We start from the raw sequence: 16,640 nt of genomic DNA, 5'->3' as shown, positions 1-16,640 counted from the left end.
AGGGGAATTGCCTCCTTGCCTTATATTTTGTACAATGGGAAACGCAAAATAAGCGGAACGGAATGAAGGTGATGATGATGGAGGAACGGGAAGCGAAAGCATTTCTTGAACAATTGCAGCAAGAAGGATTGCTCACCGAGCAAACGCGTCTAATTTGGGAAATGATTTTGCCAAAGCGGCTAAAACGGATGTATGACGTGTTGAACGAGCGCACCCGCTATATCACTGTCTTGATGGAAGCGGTGGATGATCCGCACAACCAAGCCGCCGTGTTGCGAACAGCGGAGGCGTTTGGCATTCAAGATGTCCATGTTGTCACCGGGAGGGCGCCGTTTTCGCCGAATCGGCTTGTGACGCGTTATGCCGACCAATGGCTGACGCTTCATCGGCAACCGGATATCAAAACGGCCATCAGCGACTTAAAACGGCAAGGGTATCAAGTGTATGCGAGCTATCTCGGCGAAGGGACGATTCCGCTTTCCGAGGTAAATGTTTCTAAGCCGACGGTGTTATTGTTCGGCAACGAACATAGCGGTGTATCGGAAGAGGCGCTCCGTTTGGCAGATGGGACGTTCGTCATCCCGATGTACGGCTTTGTCCAAAGTTTTAACATTTCTGTTGCTGCGGCATTGACGCTGTATGATGTCACTGAGCGGGCGCGGCGCCAAGTAGGGAGACGCTATTATTTGTCACATGAAGAGAAAAAGACACTGTACGAACAATGGATGTGGCAGACATTGCATCCGCGCATCCGCAAACAATTGGAACAGCAAGGATATGTACCAACAATAGGAAAATAACCGGGTTCTTTTGAGAAGGGAACCCGGTTATTTTTTTTGATGGAATATTTTTGTGTGAATCCCCTTCCGGATCAATATTTCCCTAATCGGGGAAAATGGATGACGATTTCTTGAACAATGGTTGAACAGTTCGTGACAAATGTTTTGCCGATTTATGAACTTTTACACCCGTCAGTTTCAAATATTTTTAACTTTGATATGGTAGAAACTAAGACAATATGCATAGAAGGCACGCCTCACATGGTGGGGGCGGACGAAGGAGGATATACAGTGATGAAACGGGCGATATGGCGCGCGCTGTCGGTCTTGCCGCTCCTCTTTTTGCTTAGTGGTTGCGTCGAGCGTACAGCAGTGCTCAACCCACAAGGACCGGTGGCGCGAACGCAGTACGACTTAATTATGTGGTCAATCGGCTTTATGCTGTTGATTATTGTCGTTGTCTTTACTTTATTTACGGTCGTGCTCATTCGTTATCGGGAGAAGCCGGAGAACGCCGATTACGAGCCGCCGGATGAAGAAGGAAACACGCTGCTTGAAATCGTCTGGACAGCGATTCCCGTTTTGATTGTTGCGGCGCTTGCTGTTCCGACGGTGAAGGCGACGTTTGCCTTTGAGAAGCCGCCGACCGATAAAGTCAAACCAATAACGATTCATGTTACGGCAGCCAATTGGAAATGGATTTTCAGTTATCCGGAAGAGAACATTGAAACGGTCAACTATGTCCATATTCCAGCGGGTGTTCCGGTCAGGTTTAAGCTGACTTCAGTCGGACCGATGAACTCATTTTGGGTGCCAGAGTTAGGCGGACAAAAATACGCCATGGACGGCATGGAGACAGAGCTGATTTTACAAGCTGACAAACCGGGGTCATATATGGGGCGAAGCGCCAACTTTTCCGGGGAAAAGTTCACCCATATGGAGTTTGAAGTCGTCGCGCAAAAAGGAGACGACTTTAAGCAATGGGTCAACGAAGTGAAACAAACGGCGCCGAAGCTCAATGAGAACAAGTATGCAAAAATTTTAGAACCGGGACTTGTCGGGCGGATGACGTTCTCAAATACGCATTTAGAATGGATTGACCATGCGAAACAAAACAGCCATCATGTCGAGAGGAAATCAGCAGGTAACCATGGCAACCCAGACCATGACATGGCGAAAGACAGTCATCATCACGGAGAATAAGAAGGGGGGAACGGGCGATGAAATGGAGCGAGTTTTTCGTCACGGGTGAGCCGCTGATTTATGCGGCTGATGTCGCGATCGTCTTAACGATGGTCGGCATTGTGTTTGTATTGACGTATTTTAAAAAGTGGAAATGGATTTGGAATGAATGGCTTACGACTGTCGACCATAAAAAAATTGGCGTCATGTACATTATTTGCGCGGTGCTCATGCTCTTCCGCGGCGGCGTCGATGCCCTTTTAATGCGGGCACAGTTGACAGCTCCTAATATGAATTTTCTTGATGCCCAGCATTATAATGAAATTTTCACTACGCACGGGACGATTATGATTTTGTTTATGGCGATGCCGTTTATTATCGGTTTGATGAACATTGTCGTTCCGCTGCAAATCGGGGCGCGCGATGTCGCGTTTCCATACTTGAATGCGTTAAGTTTTTGGCTCTTTTTCTTCGGTGCAATGTTGTTTAACATTTCGTTTGTCATTGGCGGTTCGCCGGATGCTGGTTGGACGGCGTACTTTCCGCTCGCTGGCAATGAGTTCAGCCCTGGCGTCGGCAACAACTATTACGCTGTTTCCTTGCAAATTTCCGGGATCGGAACGTTAATGACCGGAATCAACTTCCTTGTGACGATTTTGAAAATGCGCGCGCCAGGCATGACGTTGATGCGCATGCCAATGTTTACGTGGACGATTCTCATTACGTGCGTTTTGATTGTGTTCGCTTTCCCAGTGTTGACAGTTGCGTTGGCGTTAATGACGTTCGACCGCTTATTTGATACACAGTTTTTCACGATGGCGAATGGCGGTATGTCGATGCTGTGGGCGAACTTGTTCTGGATTTGGGGACATCCGGAAGTATATATTGTGATTTTGCCAGCGTTCGGCATTTTCTCGGAAATCGTCAGTACGTTTGCGCAGAAACGGCTGTTTGGCTATAAAGCGATGGTTTACTCGATCGTCGGTATCGCCTTTTTAAGCTTTATTGTTTGGGTGCACCATTTCTTTACGATGGGCGCCGGACCAGCGGTTAACTCGGTATTCTCGATTACGACGATGGCTGTTGCCATCCCAACCGGGGTAAAAATTTTCAACTGGTTGTTTACGCTCCGGAAAGGGAAAATCCGTTTTACGACGGCGATGCTTTGGTCGCTGGCATTCATTCCGAACTTTGTCATCGGCGGTGTGACGGGCGTTATGCTGGCGATGGCAGCGGCTGATTACCAATATCATAACAGCTATTTCTTGATTGCCCACTTCCATTATGTGTTAATCGCGGGTGTGGTGTTTGCCTGCTTTGCCGGCTTGCATTACTGGTATCCGAAGATGTTCGGCCATATGTTAAACGAGCGGCTCGGCAAATGGACGTTTTGGCTATTTATGATCGGCTTTAACGTCTGTTTCTTCCCGATGTATTTCCTCGGACTTATGGGAATGACGCGCCGCATGTACACATATTCGGACGGTCTCGGCTGGACGCCGCTCAACGTCGTTGCGACCGTTGGGGCGGTGCTGATGGGAATCGGATTTATTGTACTTTGCTATAACATTTATTACAGCGCTCGCTATGGCGAACGTGACATGACCGGCGACCCGTGGAATGGACGGACGCTTGAGTGGGCGACTGCGTCGCCACCGGTGCACTACAATTTCCCGGTCACTCCGGTTGTTGACGATTTGGATGCGTACTGGGTAATGAAGAAAAAACAAGGCGGTTTCCAAGTGAAAGAGGAGGAATTGAAGCCGATCCATATGCCAAGCAATTCGGGGCGTCCGTTTTGGATCTCGGTCGCATTCTTTGTCGCAGGGTTTGGTCTTGTGTTCAAATGGTTTGCATTAGCGATTGCCGGTGCGTTGTTCATTGTGCTCGGGCTCATTCTCCGCTCGTTTGAAAATGATGACGGCTATCATATTGGCGTCGATGAAATTAAACGGACTGAGCGAGCGGCGCGAAAGGGGGCGTGACGAATGGGAGAAGCAGTACATCGTTATGATGAAACGATGCCGCTTGAGTATCGGACAGAGGAAAATCGGCTCAACATTTTAGGATTTTGGATTTTTTTAGGGGCAGAAGTCGTCTTATTTGCGACCTTGTTTGCGACTTACCTTGTCTTATTCCAGCGAACCGGCTCCGGACCGACAGCGCAGGAATTGTTCCAAGTAAAAGACGTATTGATTGAAACGTTGTTATTGTTGACGAGTAGTTTCACGTGCGGGTTGGCCATTTTTGAAATGCGCCGCGGCCGGCTTGCTGGGCTTCTCGCTTGGCTGCTTGTTACGCTTTTGCTTGGGATTGGGTTTATTACATTTGAAGTTCGCGAGTTTATTCATTATGTCCATGAAGGGGCGACGATGCAGACAAGCGCCTTTTTATCAAGCTTTTTCGTCCTTGTCGGCACGCACGGCGCTCACGTCAGTTTAGGGATCGGCTGGATGATTTTCATCATCATCCAGTTACTCCAGCGCGGGTTGACAGTAAAAACAGCAAGAAAAGTGTTTATCGTCAGCTTGTATTGGCACTTTTTAGACGTTGTTTGGATTTTTATTTTCACGCTCGTTTATTTGTTAGGGATGGTGGTGTAACATGGGTACGAACGGCCATCATGAATCATTTCCATGGAAACATCTAATCGGTTTTGTTCTTTCGCTCCTCTTAACGTTTGCGGCACTGTGGGTGGCGCTCTCGTCCGGGCTGCCGCTTAAGGCAGTCATCGTCGTCATTGTTTTGTTTGCGATGATTCAAGCAAGCTTGCAACTATTTATGTTCATGCATGTAGCGGAAAGCGACAGCGGCAAAGTGCAAACGTTCAACATGGTGTACAGCTTTTTCATCGCTGTCGTTGTTGTGGCCGGTTCGGTTTGGGTCATGCAATTTGTATTGTAAAGCAAGATTGGCCTAGAGACCCGGTGGTGTCATCGTCAATGCGGCCAGCTTAAAAAATCTTGCAAACCTTAGCCTCAAAAACCGCCCCAAAAGGGAGAAACAATCATTTTTGCTTAACTTTCCAGGAAGGCGGTGTGAAAGGGAGAAATTTCACCATAGAAAAGGCGTCTTGCCCCAAATGGCAAGACGCCTTTTACAATACTTTTGACAAAAACGCTTTTGTCCGCTCGTGCTGCGGGCGGTCGAACAAGTCTCCCGGTTTTCCTTCTTCGACGATGTAGCCGCCGTCCATAAATAAGACGCGGTCACCGACCTCGCGGGCAAAGCCCATCTCATGGGTGACAATGACCATCGTCATCCCCTCATTGGCGAGCTGCTTCATGACGGAAAGCACTTCGCCGACCATTTCTGGGTCAAGGGCTGACGTCGGTTCGTCAAAGAGCATGATTTTCGGTTCCATGGCCAATGCCCGGGCGATGGCAACGCGCTGCGCCTGCCCACCGGAGAGGGAATCCGGATAGACATTGGCTTTGTCTTGCAAACCGACTTTGGCGAGCAGTTCCATCGCTTTTGCTTCCGCTTTTTCGCGCGGCCATTTGCGCACTTTCATCGGCGCGAGTGTAATGTTGTTGAGCACCGTCATGTGAGGGAACAAGTTAAAGCGTTGAAACACCATGCCGACTTCCTCGCGCACTTTATTTAAATTGGTGTCTTTCGCCTTCAAATTGATGCCGTCAATGATAATCTCACCTTCATCGAAATCCTCAAGCAAGTTTAAACAACGCAAAAACGTCGATTTCCCCGATCCCGATGGGCCGATGACGACGACAACTTCCCCTTCGTGAATATGCGCGTCGATTCCTTTTAACACTTGGAGTGAACCGAACGATTTTTTTAATTGGCGTACATCGATCATTGGGTCGAATACTTCCTTTCAAGATAATGTGACAGTTTGCTTAAGGAGAGCGTCAAAATTAAATAGATAAATGCAACGGTTAAATACGGCTCCCAGACGCGGTAATACTCACCAGCGGCCGCTTTTCCCCAGTACATAATTTCCGGGGCGGCGATAATCATCCCGAGCGACGAATCTTTAATCAAGACGATAAACTCGTTCGCAAACGGCGGAATCATCCGCTTTAACGCCTGCGGCAAAATAATGTATCGCATCGCTTGCGCGTGCGTCATCCCAAGCGAGCGAGCCGCTTCCATTTGCCCTTTGTCGATGGATTGGATACCGGCGCGGAAAATTTCCGCGACATAGGCGGCGGAGTTCAGTGACAGTGAGACGACTAAGGAAACGAGGGCGTTCGGTTCTGCAAGCAAAAGCGGCATGGCACCAAAATGGACGAGCAAAATTTGCACGACAAGTGGCGTGCCGCGGAAAAAGTTAATGTACCATGTGAACGGCAGGCGGATGAGTGGGTGCCTGGACATTTTCCCAAGGCCGATGAACAGGCCGAGGATGAGGCCGAACACGATGCCGGCTAATGATACGCCGATCGTTACGAGCAGCCCTTTCCAAAAGTAAGGAGCGTATTCAACAATAATATCAAAACGAAAATCCATCAATCTCACCTTTCTCTTAAGAAAAATGCGTAACTTGCTAGCAGTTACGCATTTTCCTTTGTTCGTGCGCTTATTGTTGTTGCTTTAAATTTTCAATATTCGGTTCTATGCCAAACCATTTTTTGTAAACTTCTGTATATTTACCGTTTTCAATGATGTTCTTTAACGCTTCATCCACTTTTGCTTTCAAGTCGCTATCTTTCGGGAAGATGATACCGTAATATTCCGAAGTGAAGTTGTCCGGATCTTCAATGACTTGCAATTTTTTGTCCGGATTGTTTTTCACATATTCGTTCGCTACTGCGTTATCGGTGATCACGGCATCAACACCGCCGTTTAACATCTCCATAATGGCAACAACACTTGTTTCGAACTTTTTAATATGCTCACCTTTGCCAAACAGCTTTTCAGCAGCTTCTTGACCAGTGGTCGCGTTTTGGACACCGATCGTTTTCCCTTTTAAGTCGAGGGCGTTTTTCACTGGGCTGCCTTCTTTCACTAAGATCACTTGGGTTGCTTCAAAGTACGGAGCTGAGAAATCATACGATTGTTTCCGCTTATCCGTGATAGTAATACCGGAAATGCCCATGTCGATTTCTTTGCTTTGCAGCGAAGCGAACAGCGGATCCCAGCCGATGTTTTTCAACTCATAGTCCAAGCCGGCTTCTTTCATGACCGCATCGAGAAGGTCAGCATCAAAACCAACGACTTTCCCTTTTTCCATATACTCAAACGGAGCAAACGCAGCGTCTGTTCCGACAGTGATTTTTTGTTTCGTTTCTTTCTCACTGCCTGACGAAGAGGTTGTTTCTGTCGACTTGCCGCAAGCGGCGAGCGCCATAAACAACGCAGCAACGACAGCCACGATGAATCCTTTCTTCAATCTTAACATCCTAGAAAATCCCCCTTTGGAATCATTGTCGATGAACGATTATCATACTATCAATATTTTTGTGATTATGCAATAGGTTTTATAAAAATAATTGTTTGAACATTTTGGTACTTGGTTACAAAAAGGGAAAATGCGCATTTTTCCAATGTTTTTCTCTGCATTAACTGGAATTTATATGGGGAATATAATTTTACATGCATTTTTATGAAATAGTTTTTGTAATAGAGAAAAGTACAAATGATTTATTTGAATTTACAAAATATTATAGCAGAAAGGGATAGGGATTGGCAAAGGTTTTGTGAATTCGTTTACTATAGCGATATGGAAAAAAATAAATACTATTGTGTAAATACTATCGATTTCGTTATGATGAAAGTGATGACAAGACAGCAAAGGAAGGAGAGCCTTCATGGTTTTATTTTCCGTCATTGTTTATTTAGTTGGCATGCTTTGGATCGGTTATTGGGCGTATAAACGGACGTCCAATTTGTCCGATTATGTGCTCGGCGGTCGGACGCTCGGACCAGCGGTCACCGCGTTGAGCGCTGGGGCTTCCGATATGAGTGGCTGGCTGTTGATGGGGTTGCCAGGAGCGATGTATCTTGACGGGGTGAGCGCCGCTTGGATTGCCATCGGGCTGACGCTAGGCGCTTATGCGAACTGGCTGTATGTTGCGCCGCGGCTGCGTGTTTATACAGAAGTAGCGAACGACTCGATTACGATTCCGGAATTTTTAGAAAATCGCTTCAGCGATACGACGAAATTGTTGCGGATGGTGTCTGGGATTGTCATTATGATCTTTTTCACGTTTTACGTTTCATCCGGTCTTGTCTCAGGTGGTGTGTTGTTTGAGAACTCGTTTGGGGTCAGCTACCATACGGGGTTATGGATCGTCGGCGGTGTTGTCGTTGCTTATACGTTGTTCGGCGGCTTTTTGGCGGTCAGCTGGACGGACTTTGTACAAGGGACCATCATGTTTATCGCTCTCATTCTTGTCCCGGCTGTGACACTGTTTCACACAGGTGGGCCGGTTGATACGATCGAGACGATTCGCGATATTGATCCAGCTTTGTTAGATCTGTGGAAAGGAACGAGTTTTCTCGGGATTATTTCATTATTCGCCTGGGGGCTTGGTTATTTTGGCCAACCGCACATTATCGTCCGTTTTATGGCCATTAAATCGGTCAAAGAAATGAAAAGCGCCCGTCGCATTGGCATGGGCTGGATGATTTTTTCAATCGTTGGGGCGATGCTGACAGGTCTTTTTGGAATCGCTTACTTTTCGCAACGCGGCATGAAGCTCGATGACCCGGAAACGGTGTTTATCCAACTTGGTGAAATTTTGTTCCATCCAATCATCACGGGATTTTTGCTGGCGGCGATTTTGGCAGCGATCATGAGCACGATTTCCTCACAGCTGCTTGTCACGTCCAGCTCGCTGACTGAAGATTTGTATAAAGTGCTGTTCCGCCGCTCGGCTTCAGACAAGGAGCTTGTCCTTGTCGGCCGCCTGTCGGTGCTCGTTGTCGCCATTGTCGCGACCGCGTTGGCATACACGAAAAACGACACCATTTTAAACTTGGTCGGCTATGCGTGGGCTGGGTTTGGCGCGTCATTTGGTCCAGTTATTTTGCTAAGCTTGTTTTGGCGGCGAATGACGAAATGGGGAGCGTTCGCCGGCATGGTCGCCGGAGCGATGACAGTCATCCTCTGGACGCAATCAGACTACTTAAAAGGGCTGCTGTATGAAATGATCCCGGGATTTGCCGCAAGCTTGCTTGCCATTGTCGTGGTGAGCTTGCTGACGAAGGCACCGGAAGGGAAAGTGGCCGAGCAATTTGACCGGTTTAAACAGTCGCTGTCATAAGCAAGACAAACAGGGTGTCCTTTGTCGTAGGGACACCCTGTTATCAATGAGATATTTTGTATGTCCCGACTCAAGTACAGGTGTTGTCGCGACACCATGTCACCCGATTCTAGTCCGGATGCGGGCGTTTGTCGCGGCATGATGTCGTCCCGTCCCCATCCGAGTACAAGTCGGTGTGGCGGTTGCGCTATGTCGCGACCGCCCTTTTTTTCTGAAAATGCGCACGCCATTTTCATGCTTAGGTGGAAGGAATCCCTTATCCTAGACCTTTTCGATATCATTGCGCCTCCTTTTTTCGCTCCTGCACATGGAAACCTCATCATGAAATCTGTTTTTGACGGCGAGACGGCAGTTAGATGTCCCGATGCGGCCACCTGCTGCTTGATAAAAAAAGACAAGGCTGAAGCCTTGTCTCAGACTGTTGACAAAATGGGTTTCAGACGAATGTCTGAAACCCATTTTGTTCCATAAATAGACTATGTTTTCAAAAAAAGTGGGTAGGATGGGAAGCCATGCAAAGGAAAAGAAAGGGCGGTGCTTCGCCTTCCATAGGTAATTCGCCAGTTTTTTTAAATTCATGGCAGCACAAACAAGCATCGCCTGCGCCTCATTTTTTTCCAATCCCCGGTAATGCGTCCAGCGCAGACCATGCTTCTCTTTCATATCGGCGAAATCCCGTTCAATCGTCTCTTTTCGGAGGGCATAGAGTTCCCGGTATTCCGGAACATACCGCAAATGCTCTGCTTCTTCATAGTAGTCCTGCCATACGTGGCGAGTGACTACTTTGGTGTAGCTCTTGCTTTGCGTGCACTGATGAAGATACGGACAGCTTCGGCACACCGCCGGGTCCGATTTGTATTCCCGGTACCCTTCCCGATTCGTAGTAGAGTAAGATAGAACTTGATCATTGGGGCATAGATAACAATCAAAATATTCGTCATACACAAAATCTGATTTCCGAAAGAATCCATCTTTTGTTTTCGGGCGAGTGTACGGCCAAATCGGCTTTACCCCTTGTTCGAGTAAATACTTGGCAATGGCAGGAGTTTTATATCCTGCGTCTACACACACGGCTTCCGGACATGATTGGATTTCCCGTTTCACTCGTTCGAACAGCACAAAAAACGCTTGACTGTCATGGACGTTGGCTGCCGTCACGTAGGTCTGTAGAATCCATCCGTTGCGATCACAAGCTGTATGATACGAATAGGCAAACACTCGCTCCCGTTCATTTTTCACCAACAGTCCGCTCTCCGGATCCGTTTTGCTTACTTTTACTTCCCGTTTTTTTTTTTCTCAGATGGCAACGGCGATTTTCCATGAGCGATCCGATCCCGTTCGATTTCTTTTTCGAGTTCCTGTTGGTAGGCTTTGGCTTCGACTTCTGCCATTTCCGTTGTAAACTTCTTTTTATTGGCGCTTGCTTTGACATGAGTGGAGTCTACGTACAAGACACTCGAATCTACCAATCCGTGTTCAAAGGCTTCTTTTAAAATCCGTGAAAAAATTTGATGGAATACATCCGTTCCAGCGAAACGACGCGCATAGTTTTTACTTGGCGTCGAGTGATGAGGAACGGGATCATGAAGACTAAGTCCTAAAAACCAACGGTAGGCGACGTTGGTTCGGATTTGTTCGACGGTTTCACGCATGGAGCGAATCCCAAATACATACTGAATCAAATACATTTTAAACAACATCACTGGATCAATGCTCGGACGTCCATGATCAGGAGAGTAGAGATCTTTCACCACATCATAGATAAAAGAAAAATCAATGGCCGCATCCAGCTTTCTTACCAAGTGATCCTCTGGAACCAGATCATCCAGTTTCACCGTGGTTTCGGTATAGCGCCCATCTTCTTGGTGTGGCCGAAGCATCGTTCCTTTCCTCCATTTCTCCCTCGTCTTACCTTCATAATAAAACAGCTTGTCGACTTTGTCGACAAGCTGAGACAAGGCTGAAGCCTTGTCTATTGTTCCATATAGCGGCGGTAAGCGCCGTGGTGTGTCGGTCCTACGTATTCGTTTAATGGGAATGAATGGCGAATGGCAGCGGTGATGAACGCCTTGGCGGTCGCAATGGCGTCTTTGACCGGGCGGCCTTTTGCCAGTTCGGCAGCGATGGCCGCCGAGAACGTACAGCCGGCTCCATGTGTATACGTCGTTTCAATTCGTTCTGATTCAAGCAGCTCGAACGTTTTGCCGTCATAGAGGACATCGACTGCGTAGTCATGCGGGATTTTCCGTCCACCTTTGACGATGACATATTGCGCGCCGAGCTCATGAATGCGCCCGGCTGCCTCTTTCATATCTTCCACCGTTTCAATGCGCGGCAGACCGGATAATTGAGCTGCCTCAAACAAATTCGGCGTCACAACCGTCGCTTTTGGCACGAGCGTTTCACGGTAGCACACTGTATTTTCTGGGTGAAGCGGCTCGTCCGCCCCTTTGCACACCATGACTGGGTCGATGACGGCGTTTGTTAAGCCGTGTTTTTCAATCGTTCGTGCGGCCAACTCAATGATGTCAGTCGTCGGTAACATCCCTGTTTTTAAGGCGTCAACGCCGACACCGACGATGATCGTCTCAAGCTGAGCTTCGATCGTTGCCAAGTCAACAGGAAACACTTGATGCGCCCAACGATTGTGCGGATCCATGGCGACGATTGTCGTAATCGCCGTCATTCCATACACGCCAAGCTCTTGAAAGGTTTTTATATCCGCTTGCAGTCCAGCGCCGCCACTGCTGTCTGAGCCGGCGATCGTTAATGCTTTGGGCATCGTCATCGTGATTCACTCTCCTTTTTAATGAAAATCATATCATGAATCTGTCTCAAGGATAAAACAGTCGTTCCACATCGGCAGAAAAGATCTCGAGAACAAGCGAACGCGCCGCGAAACAATCTGTTTTTCTAGACAGTTCACAAAACGTCCTTCTTTCCCAAGCATTATCATTATACAACGCCTGTCTTGATGGAAGAAAACGATTTTGCATGACGAACAAATAAAAAAAGCCGTCCGTATGGGACGGCAATTTATGGCAGTGAATGGGCAGCGATGAACATGCGGCCGACAACGCGCTTTGCCGGCCGCATTCGTTAGCGTTTAGTTGGCCGCCAACGTTTTGCCGAGCGCTTCGCGGGCCGGTACGTAGCGGTAACCGAGGTCGCGGGCAACCGCTTCGTACGTGATTTCGCCGTTGGCGACGTTGAGGCCAAGCTCGAGCGCCGGGTTGTCAGCAATGGCTTGGATAACGCCTTTATTAGCGATTTGTAAAGCGTATGGGATCGTGACGTTCGTCAAGGCGATCGTCGAAGTGCGCGGGACGGCACCCGGCATGTTAGCGACTGCATAGTGGACGACACCGTGTTTGACGTAGGTCGGGTTGTCATGTGTCGTGACGTGGTCGCTCGTTTCAACGATACCGCCTTGGTCGATGGCGACATCGACAATGACCGAACCCGGTTTCATTGCTTTTACCATATCTTCCGTGACGAGTTTCGGTGCCCGTGCGCCTGGGATGAGAACCGCACCGATGACAAGGTCAGCTTCAGCAACTGCTTCAGCGATGTTCATCGGGTTGGACATGAGCGTTGTAATTTGGTGGCCGAAAATGTCGTCGAGCTCACGGAGACGGTCAGCGTTCAAGTCGATGATCGTCACGTCTGCACCAAGACCGACCGCGACTTTTGCTGCGTTCGTACCGACGACCCCACCGCCGATGATCGTTACTTTACCGCGGGCAACGCCAGGAACGCCGCTAAGCAAAATGCCTTTTCCTCCGTACGGTTTTTCTAAGAATTGCGCCCCGATTTGCGCCGCCATCCGTCCAGCGACTTCACTCATCGGCGTCAACAACGGCAGCGTGCGGCCGACTTGCACTGTCTCATAAGCGATGGCGATGACACCGCTTTCTTTTAAGGCGCGAGTCAATTCCGGCTCTGCCGCCAAATGCAAATACGTGAACAAAATGAGACCTGGACGGAAATAGCCGTATTCACTTGGCAGCGGCTCTTTTACCTTCATTACCATATCAGCCTGTGCCCAAACGTCTTCGGCACGTTCAATGATTTGCGCTCCAGCGCGGATGTAATCGTCGTCGCTGAAACCGCTTCCAACTCCTGCCTCTTTTTCGATGAGCACTTTATGTCCTGCTTGAACGAATGACAAAACGCCTGCTGGCGTAATCGCGACACGGTTTTCGTTATTTTTGATTTCCTTTGGTACTCCAATAATCATCAATATCGTTCCTCCTCGTAAGAAGTGGCTGCACCTATAGTATAAAAGAAAAGGAGCAGGTCGGACATTGTTCAAAAAAGAGAAAAGAAGCACACAGTTTTTGTGGATTTTCACAAATTAACTGTGCGCTTCATATTTTGCTAATTTAATATCGATATATAATTTGATTTTTTGATTCATATCATTGAGATCAAGCTCAGCAATGTCAGCGATTCTTTTTAACCGGTAAGCAAGCGTGTTCGGGTGAATGTTGAGGGCGTCGGCGGTTTCTTGCACGTTTTCATTATGATCAAAGAATGTTTCGAACGTTTTCACTAAATCGCTATGATGTTTTTTATCGTATATGTGCAGCTTGGCTAAAGCTGGGTTGGCCCATTCCCCTTGCCGCTTTTTCTCAAGCAAAAAGTCAAAAAACTGGTAAATGCCGAGCTGGGCGTAGCCGTAAACCGTCTTTATTTCATTGCCGAATTTTTCTTTCAGCGCTAGTACGGCGAGCGCTTCACGGTAGCTTTTTTCGATCAGACGATATGACTCGTATACGCCACCGAATCCGCTTTGCACATCATGAATGTGAAATCGCTCTTTCATCTTCGCAGAAAACGACTCGATGAATTCGTTCAGCTCTTTTAGCGGCTGATCTGTTTTCGGCGCTGCTAGCAAAATGACGTTACGTCTGTCGGTTGTATAGAGAAGGAGCGGGAGTTGCTGAGTTGTTTGTAATAAATAGGAAATTTGCCGTTCCATTTCGGTGGTCAAATCGGCCGCAAAACGGAAGACGACGACAGCAAACTGCGGCGCTGCCGTAATTTGCATCGCGGCAAGGTGCGCACGGATTTCATCTTCGGTCGCGATATGACTGGTGAGTAGTTTCCAAAACAGCTCTTGCACTCGTTCTTCTTTTTTGTTTTTGCGCATATACAGTTGCAACACTTTATTTTTCGCCGCTTTGGCCGCCAGCTTCAGCCATTCCATCTCCTCAGGCGAGAGCGTCCGGTTCGTTTCGAGCACCCAGATAAAGCCGATCACTTCATCGTTTTTCCAAATGGAGACGGCGACGCGGCTGCCGAGGCCAACACCTTCAATTGGTGGAACGCGCACCGGTTCACGGCTTTTCAGCAACGCTGGAATGGCACCTTGTTTCCATAAGCTGTTAATCACTTTTTCTGGAACGCGTCGGCTGATGATTGTCGCCGTCCGTGCCGGGTCGGTGTAATCATCATGGGCGCTGTAGGCGATGAGCCGATGGTTCGCGTCTTCGATGGTCACCGGACATCGCAGCACGTCGCTGACGCGGTCGGCAAACTCTTCAAGGCTGTCAAACTCGCCGCGGAACGGGTCATTGTAATGAGACATATTTGTTTCCCTCGCATTGTCCATAGGATTTTAGTTTGATTTTACCATAAATGAGGATTGTTCATGCATTCTACAAAGAAAGAGGAGTGAGTGCACTTTTTGTTGAATGAATGGCAAAGAGAGAGTGGACAAGGAGGAGATGGTTGTGAAAAAGTGGGAAATCGCTGTTATTCCGGGCGACGGCATCGGTAAGGAAGTCGTGCCAGCAGCGTTGGATGTGCTGCGGGCCGTCGCCGATGTCCATGGGGGGATGACGTTTTCGTTCACCGAATTTCCGTGGAGCTGTGACTACTATGTTGAACACGGCAAAATGATGCCGGATGACGGGTTATCGATTTTGCGAAATTTTGATGCCATTTTTCTTGGAGCGGTCGGCAATCCAGCGCTTGTTCCCGATCATATTTCATTATGGGGCTTGCTCTTGAAAATCCGCCGCGAATTTGAACAAGTGATCAATATCCGTCCGGCGAAATATTTCCGCGGCTTGTCCTCCCCGCTTGCGGAGCCGCACGAATTTGATTTCATCGTCGTCCGTGAAAACAGCGAAGGTGAATATAGCGAAGTCGGTGGGCGCATTCATCGCGGTGAAGATGAAATCGCCATCCAAAACGCCGTATTTACCCGCAAAGGAACGGAGCGGGCGATGCGCTACGCGTTCGAGCTGGCCCAAAAGCGGAAAAGGCATGTGACGAGCGCAACGAAATCAAACGGTATTTTCCATACGATGCCGTTTTGGGACGAAGTGTTCGCCGACGTCAAGCGCGACTATCCGGATGTCGCGACCGCGTCGTACCATATCGACGCGTTGGCGGCCTTTTTTGTCACACGGCCACACATGTTTGACGTTGTTGTCGCAAGCAACTTGTTCGGCGACATTTTGACTGACCTCGGCGGCGCCATTATGGGAAGCATCGGCATCGCTCCGGCGGCGAACATAAACGTCAACGGCAAGTACCCGTCAATGTTTGAGCCCGTGCACGGTTCAGCGCCCGACATTTACGGCAAAGGCATTGCCAACCCGATCGGGCAAATTTGGACGGCCAAATTAATGCTTGACCATTTCGGTGAAGAAGAACTCGGCGCTCTGTTGTTAAACGTAGTCGAGGAGGTTACGGCCGACGGCGTCAAAACGCCGGATATCGGCGGCACGGCGACGACGAAGGAAGTAGCCGCGGAAATTTGCCGACGCTTGCGCGAGCATGCTTGACCCGTCAGAGCAGCAAGCGGCGCGGTTTGCAGTTTCCTTCCATTCGGGTATACTTGTTGTCGGAAGAACTGACAAAGAAAGGATGACATACGTTGTTCAAAAAATGGTTTGGCAAAAAACAGTCAGAGGAAGAAACGATTGTTGCGCCGCTGAGTGGGACGGTCGTGCCACTTGAGGACGTGCCTGATCCGGTGTTTGCGCAAAAAATGATGGGCGACGGTATCGCCATTGATCCAACGGACGGGGACGTTGTCGCTCCAGTGGATGGCGAAGTCATTCAGCTTTTTCCGACGAAACATGCCGTTGGCTTGCGCTCGGAAGCAGGGGTTGAGCTGCTTATTCATGTCGGCATCGATACGGTGGCGATGAACGGAGAAGGGTTTACCGCCCATGTACAGGCCGGCGACCGGGTGAAACGAGGCGAGCGGCTCCTTTCTGTTGACTTCTCGCTCGTTCGTGAAAAGGCGAAAAGCGCCATTACGCCGATCATCATTACGAACGGCGACGCGCTTGCTACCCTTGAGAAAAAGGCTGAAGGCTCGGCGACAAAAGGGGAGACCGTCTTATTTCATGTAAAAATGAAATAACATTCACCGCCCGGTTTTCCTCACATCAGGATAACCAGCCGGTTGGAATTGGCACTCACG

Annotated in this window: 14 protein-coding genes and 1 pseudogene; 8 read left to right on the top strand and 7 right to left on the bottom strand. The window is 48.7% G+C overall.

All coding sequences use genetic code 11. The features are described 5' to 3' along the window. Positions 1 to 77 precede the first annotated feature (77 nt). The 5 genes from IC804_RS09500 (at position 78) to qoxD (ending at position 4,865) form a co-directional block, all read left to right on the top strand. Positions 78 to 800, top strand: a complete 723-nt coding sequence (locus tag IC804_RS09500; protein WP_081157506.1) for a TrmH family RNA methyltransferase — start codon at positions 78 to 80, stop codon at positions 798 to 800. A 273-nt stretch (positions 801 to 1,073) separates the two neighbouring features. Next, positions 1,074 to 1,982, top strand: coding sequence for a cytochrome aa3 quinol oxidase subunit II (gene qoxA / locus IC804_RS09495; RefSeq protein WP_011888437.1), 909 nt, complete (start codon positions 1,074 to 1,076; stop codon positions 1,980 to 1,982). Between the two features lie 17 nt (positions 1,983 to 1,999). Then, entirely contained in the window at positions 2,000 to 3,946 is a 1,947-nt protein-coding gene (gene qoxB, locus IC804_RS09490) for a cytochrome aa3 quinol oxidase subunit I (RefSeq protein ID WP_060476334.1), read from the top strand. A gap of 3 nt (positions 3,947 to 3,949) precedes the next feature. After that, positions 3,950 to 4,564, top strand: coding sequence for a cytochrome aa3 quinol oxidase subunit III (qoxC, locus tag IC804_RS09485; protein ID WP_011888435.1), 615 nt, complete (start codon positions 3,950 to 3,952; stop codon positions 4,562 to 4,564). 1 nt (position 4,565) lies between these two features. Beyond that, positions 4,566 to 4,865 carry a cytochrome aa3 quinol oxidase subunit IV gene (gene qoxD / locus IC804_RS09480; protein ID WP_008880780.1) on the top strand — a complete coding sequence of 100 codons (300 nt, stop codon included), beginning with the start codon at positions 4,566 to 4,568 and terminating at the stop codon, positions 4,863 to 4,865. Between the two features lie 193 nt (positions 4,866 to 5,058). On the opposite strand, the gene IC804_RS09475 is transcribed toward qoxD, so the two are convergent. From IC804_RS09475 to IC804_RS09465, 3 genes are all read right to left on the bottom strand, one after another. Then, on the bottom strand, positions 5,059 to 5,781 hold the full coding sequence (locus tag IC804_RS09475) for an amino acid ABC transporter ATP-binding protein (protein WP_011888433.1): 723 nt from the start codon (positions 5,779 to 5,781) through the stop codon (positions 5,059 to 5,061). Then, the gene (locus tag IC804_RS09470; protein ID WP_008880777.1) at positions 5,778 to 6,434 is read right to left on the bottom strand and encodes an amino acid ABC transporter permease; all 657 of its coding nucleotides are present in this window, start codon (positions 6,432 to 6,434) and stop codon (positions 5,778 to 5,780) included. The genes IC804_RS09475 and IC804_RS09470 overlap by 4 nt, the downstream gene beginning before the upstream one ends. A gap of 70 nt (positions 6,435 to 6,504) precedes the next feature. After that, a complete protein-coding gene (locus IC804_RS09465; protein WP_008880776.1) occupies positions 6,505 to 7,326 on the bottom strand; it encodes a basic amino acid ABC transporter substrate-binding protein in 822 nt (273 codons plus the stop codon). A 409-nt stretch (positions 7,327 to 7,735) separates the two neighbouring features. Between IC804_RS09465 and putP the strand changes: the two genes are divergently transcribed. After that, positions 7,736 to 9,193 carry a sodium/proline symporter PutP gene (gene putP / locus IC804_RS09460; protein ID WP_008880775.1) on the top strand — a complete coding sequence of 486 codons (1,458 nt, stop codon included), beginning with the start codon at positions 7,736 to 7,738 and terminating at the stop codon, positions 9,191 to 9,193. Between the two features lie 543 nt (positions 9,194 to 9,736). On the opposite strand, the pseudogene IC804_RS09455 reads toward putP, so the two are convergent. The 4 genes and pseudogenes from IC804_RS09455 to IC804_RS09440 all read right to left on the bottom strand — a co-directional run. Further along, positions 9,737 to 11,073, bottom strand: a pseudogene (locus tag IC804_RS09455) (IS1182 family transposase); the annotation flags it as partial. 92 nt (positions 11,074 to 11,165) lie between these two features. Further along, positions 11,166 to 11,981: a pyridoxine/pyridoxal/pyridoxamine kinase gene (pdxK, locus tag IC804_RS09450; protein ID WP_008880773.1), complete on the bottom strand. Its 816-nt coding sequence runs from the start codon at positions 11,979 to 11,981 to the stop codon at positions 11,166 to 11,168. Positions 11,982 to 12,299: 318 nt separating this feature from the next. Further along, positions 12,300 to 13,433 carry an alanine dehydrogenase gene (gene ald, locus IC804_RS09445; RefSeq protein ID WP_008880772.1) on the bottom strand — a complete coding sequence of 378 codons (1,134 nt, stop codon included), beginning with the start codon at positions 13,431 to 13,433 and terminating at the stop codon, positions 12,300 to 12,302. A gap of 117 nt (positions 13,434 to 13,550) precedes the next feature. Continuing rightward, a complete protein-coding gene (locus IC804_RS09440; protein WP_008880771.1) occupies positions 13,551 to 14,786 on the bottom strand; it encodes a PucR family transcriptional regulator in 1,236 nt (411 codons plus the stop codon). Positions 14,787 to 14,931: 145 nt separating this feature from the next. On the opposite strand from IC804_RS09440, the gene IC804_RS09435 reads away from it, so the two are divergent. Beyond that, complete coding sequence (locus tag IC804_RS09435; protein WP_008880770.1) at positions 14,932 to 15,993, top strand: tartrate dehydrogenase; 1,062 nt, start codon at positions 14,932 to 14,934, stop codon at positions 15,991 to 15,993. Positions 15,994 to 16,085: 92 nt separating this feature from the next. Then, positions 16,086 to 16,580: a PTS sugar transporter subunit IIA gene (locus IC804_RS09430; protein WP_008880769.1), complete on the top strand. Its 495-nt coding sequence runs from the start codon at positions 16,086 to 16,088 to the stop codon at positions 16,578 to 16,580. The last annotated feature ends 60 nt before the right edge of the window (positions 16,581 to 16,640 follow it).

Origin of the sequence: Geobacillus sp. 47C-IIb (genome assembly GCF_014679705.1) — a bacterium.
In the GTDB taxonomy this organism is placed as follows: Bacteria; Bacillota; Bacilli; order Bacillales; family Anoxybacillaceae; genus Geobacillus; species Geobacillus thermodenitrificans.
Note: the sequence above shows the minus strand (reverse complement) of the source record. Positions and strands in the feature narration are given on the sequence as shown.

Excerpts from the sequence above, each read along its gene's own strand:
- qoxC (WP_011888435.1), top strand. The coding sequence starts at position 3,950 with ATGGGAGAAGCAGTACATCGTTATGATGAAACGATGCCGCTTGAGTAT.
- qoxA (WP_011888437.1), top strand. The coding sequence starts at position 1,074 with ATGAAACGGGCGATATGGCGCGCGCTGTCGGTCTTGCCGCTCCTCTTT.
- IC804_RS09475 (WP_011888433.1), bottom strand. The coding sequence starts at position 5,781 with ATGATCGATGTACGCCAATTAAAAAAATCGTTCGGTTCACTCCAAGTG.
- IC804_RS09440 (WP_008880771.1), bottom strand. The coding sequence starts at position 14,786 with ATGTCTCATTACAATGACCCGTTCCGCGGCGAGTTTGACAGCCTTGAA.
- IC804_RS09500 (WP_081157506.1), top strand. The coding sequence starts at position 78 with ATGGAGGAACGGGAAGCGAAAGCATTTCTTGAACAATTGCAGCAAGAA.
- qoxB (WP_060476334.1), top strand. The coding sequence starts at position 2,000 with ATGAAATGGAGCGAGTTTTTCGTCACGGGTGAGCCGCTGATTTATGCG.
- IC804_RS09470 (WP_008880777.1), bottom strand. The coding sequence starts at position 6,434 with ATGGATTTTCGTTTTGATATTATTGTTGAATACGCTCCTTACTTTTGG.
- ald (WP_008880772.1), bottom strand. The coding sequence starts at position 13,433 with ATGATTATTGGAGTACCAAAGGAAATCAAAAATAACGAAAACCGTGTC.
- qoxD (WP_008880780.1), top strand. The coding sequence starts at position 4,566 with ATGGGTACGAACGGCCATCATGAATCATTTCCATGGAAACATCTAATC.
- putP (WP_008880775.1), top strand. The coding sequence starts at position 7,736 with ATGGTTTTATTTTCCGTCATTGTTTATTTAGTTGGCATGCTTTGGATC.
- IC804_RS09465 (WP_008880776.1), bottom strand. The coding sequence starts at position 7,326 with ATGTTAAGATTGAAGAAAGGATTCATCGTGGCTGTCGTTGCTGCGTTG.
- pdxK (WP_008880773.1), bottom strand. The coding sequence starts at position 11,981 with ATGACGATGCCCAAAGCATTAACGATCGCCGGCTCAGACAGCAGTGGC.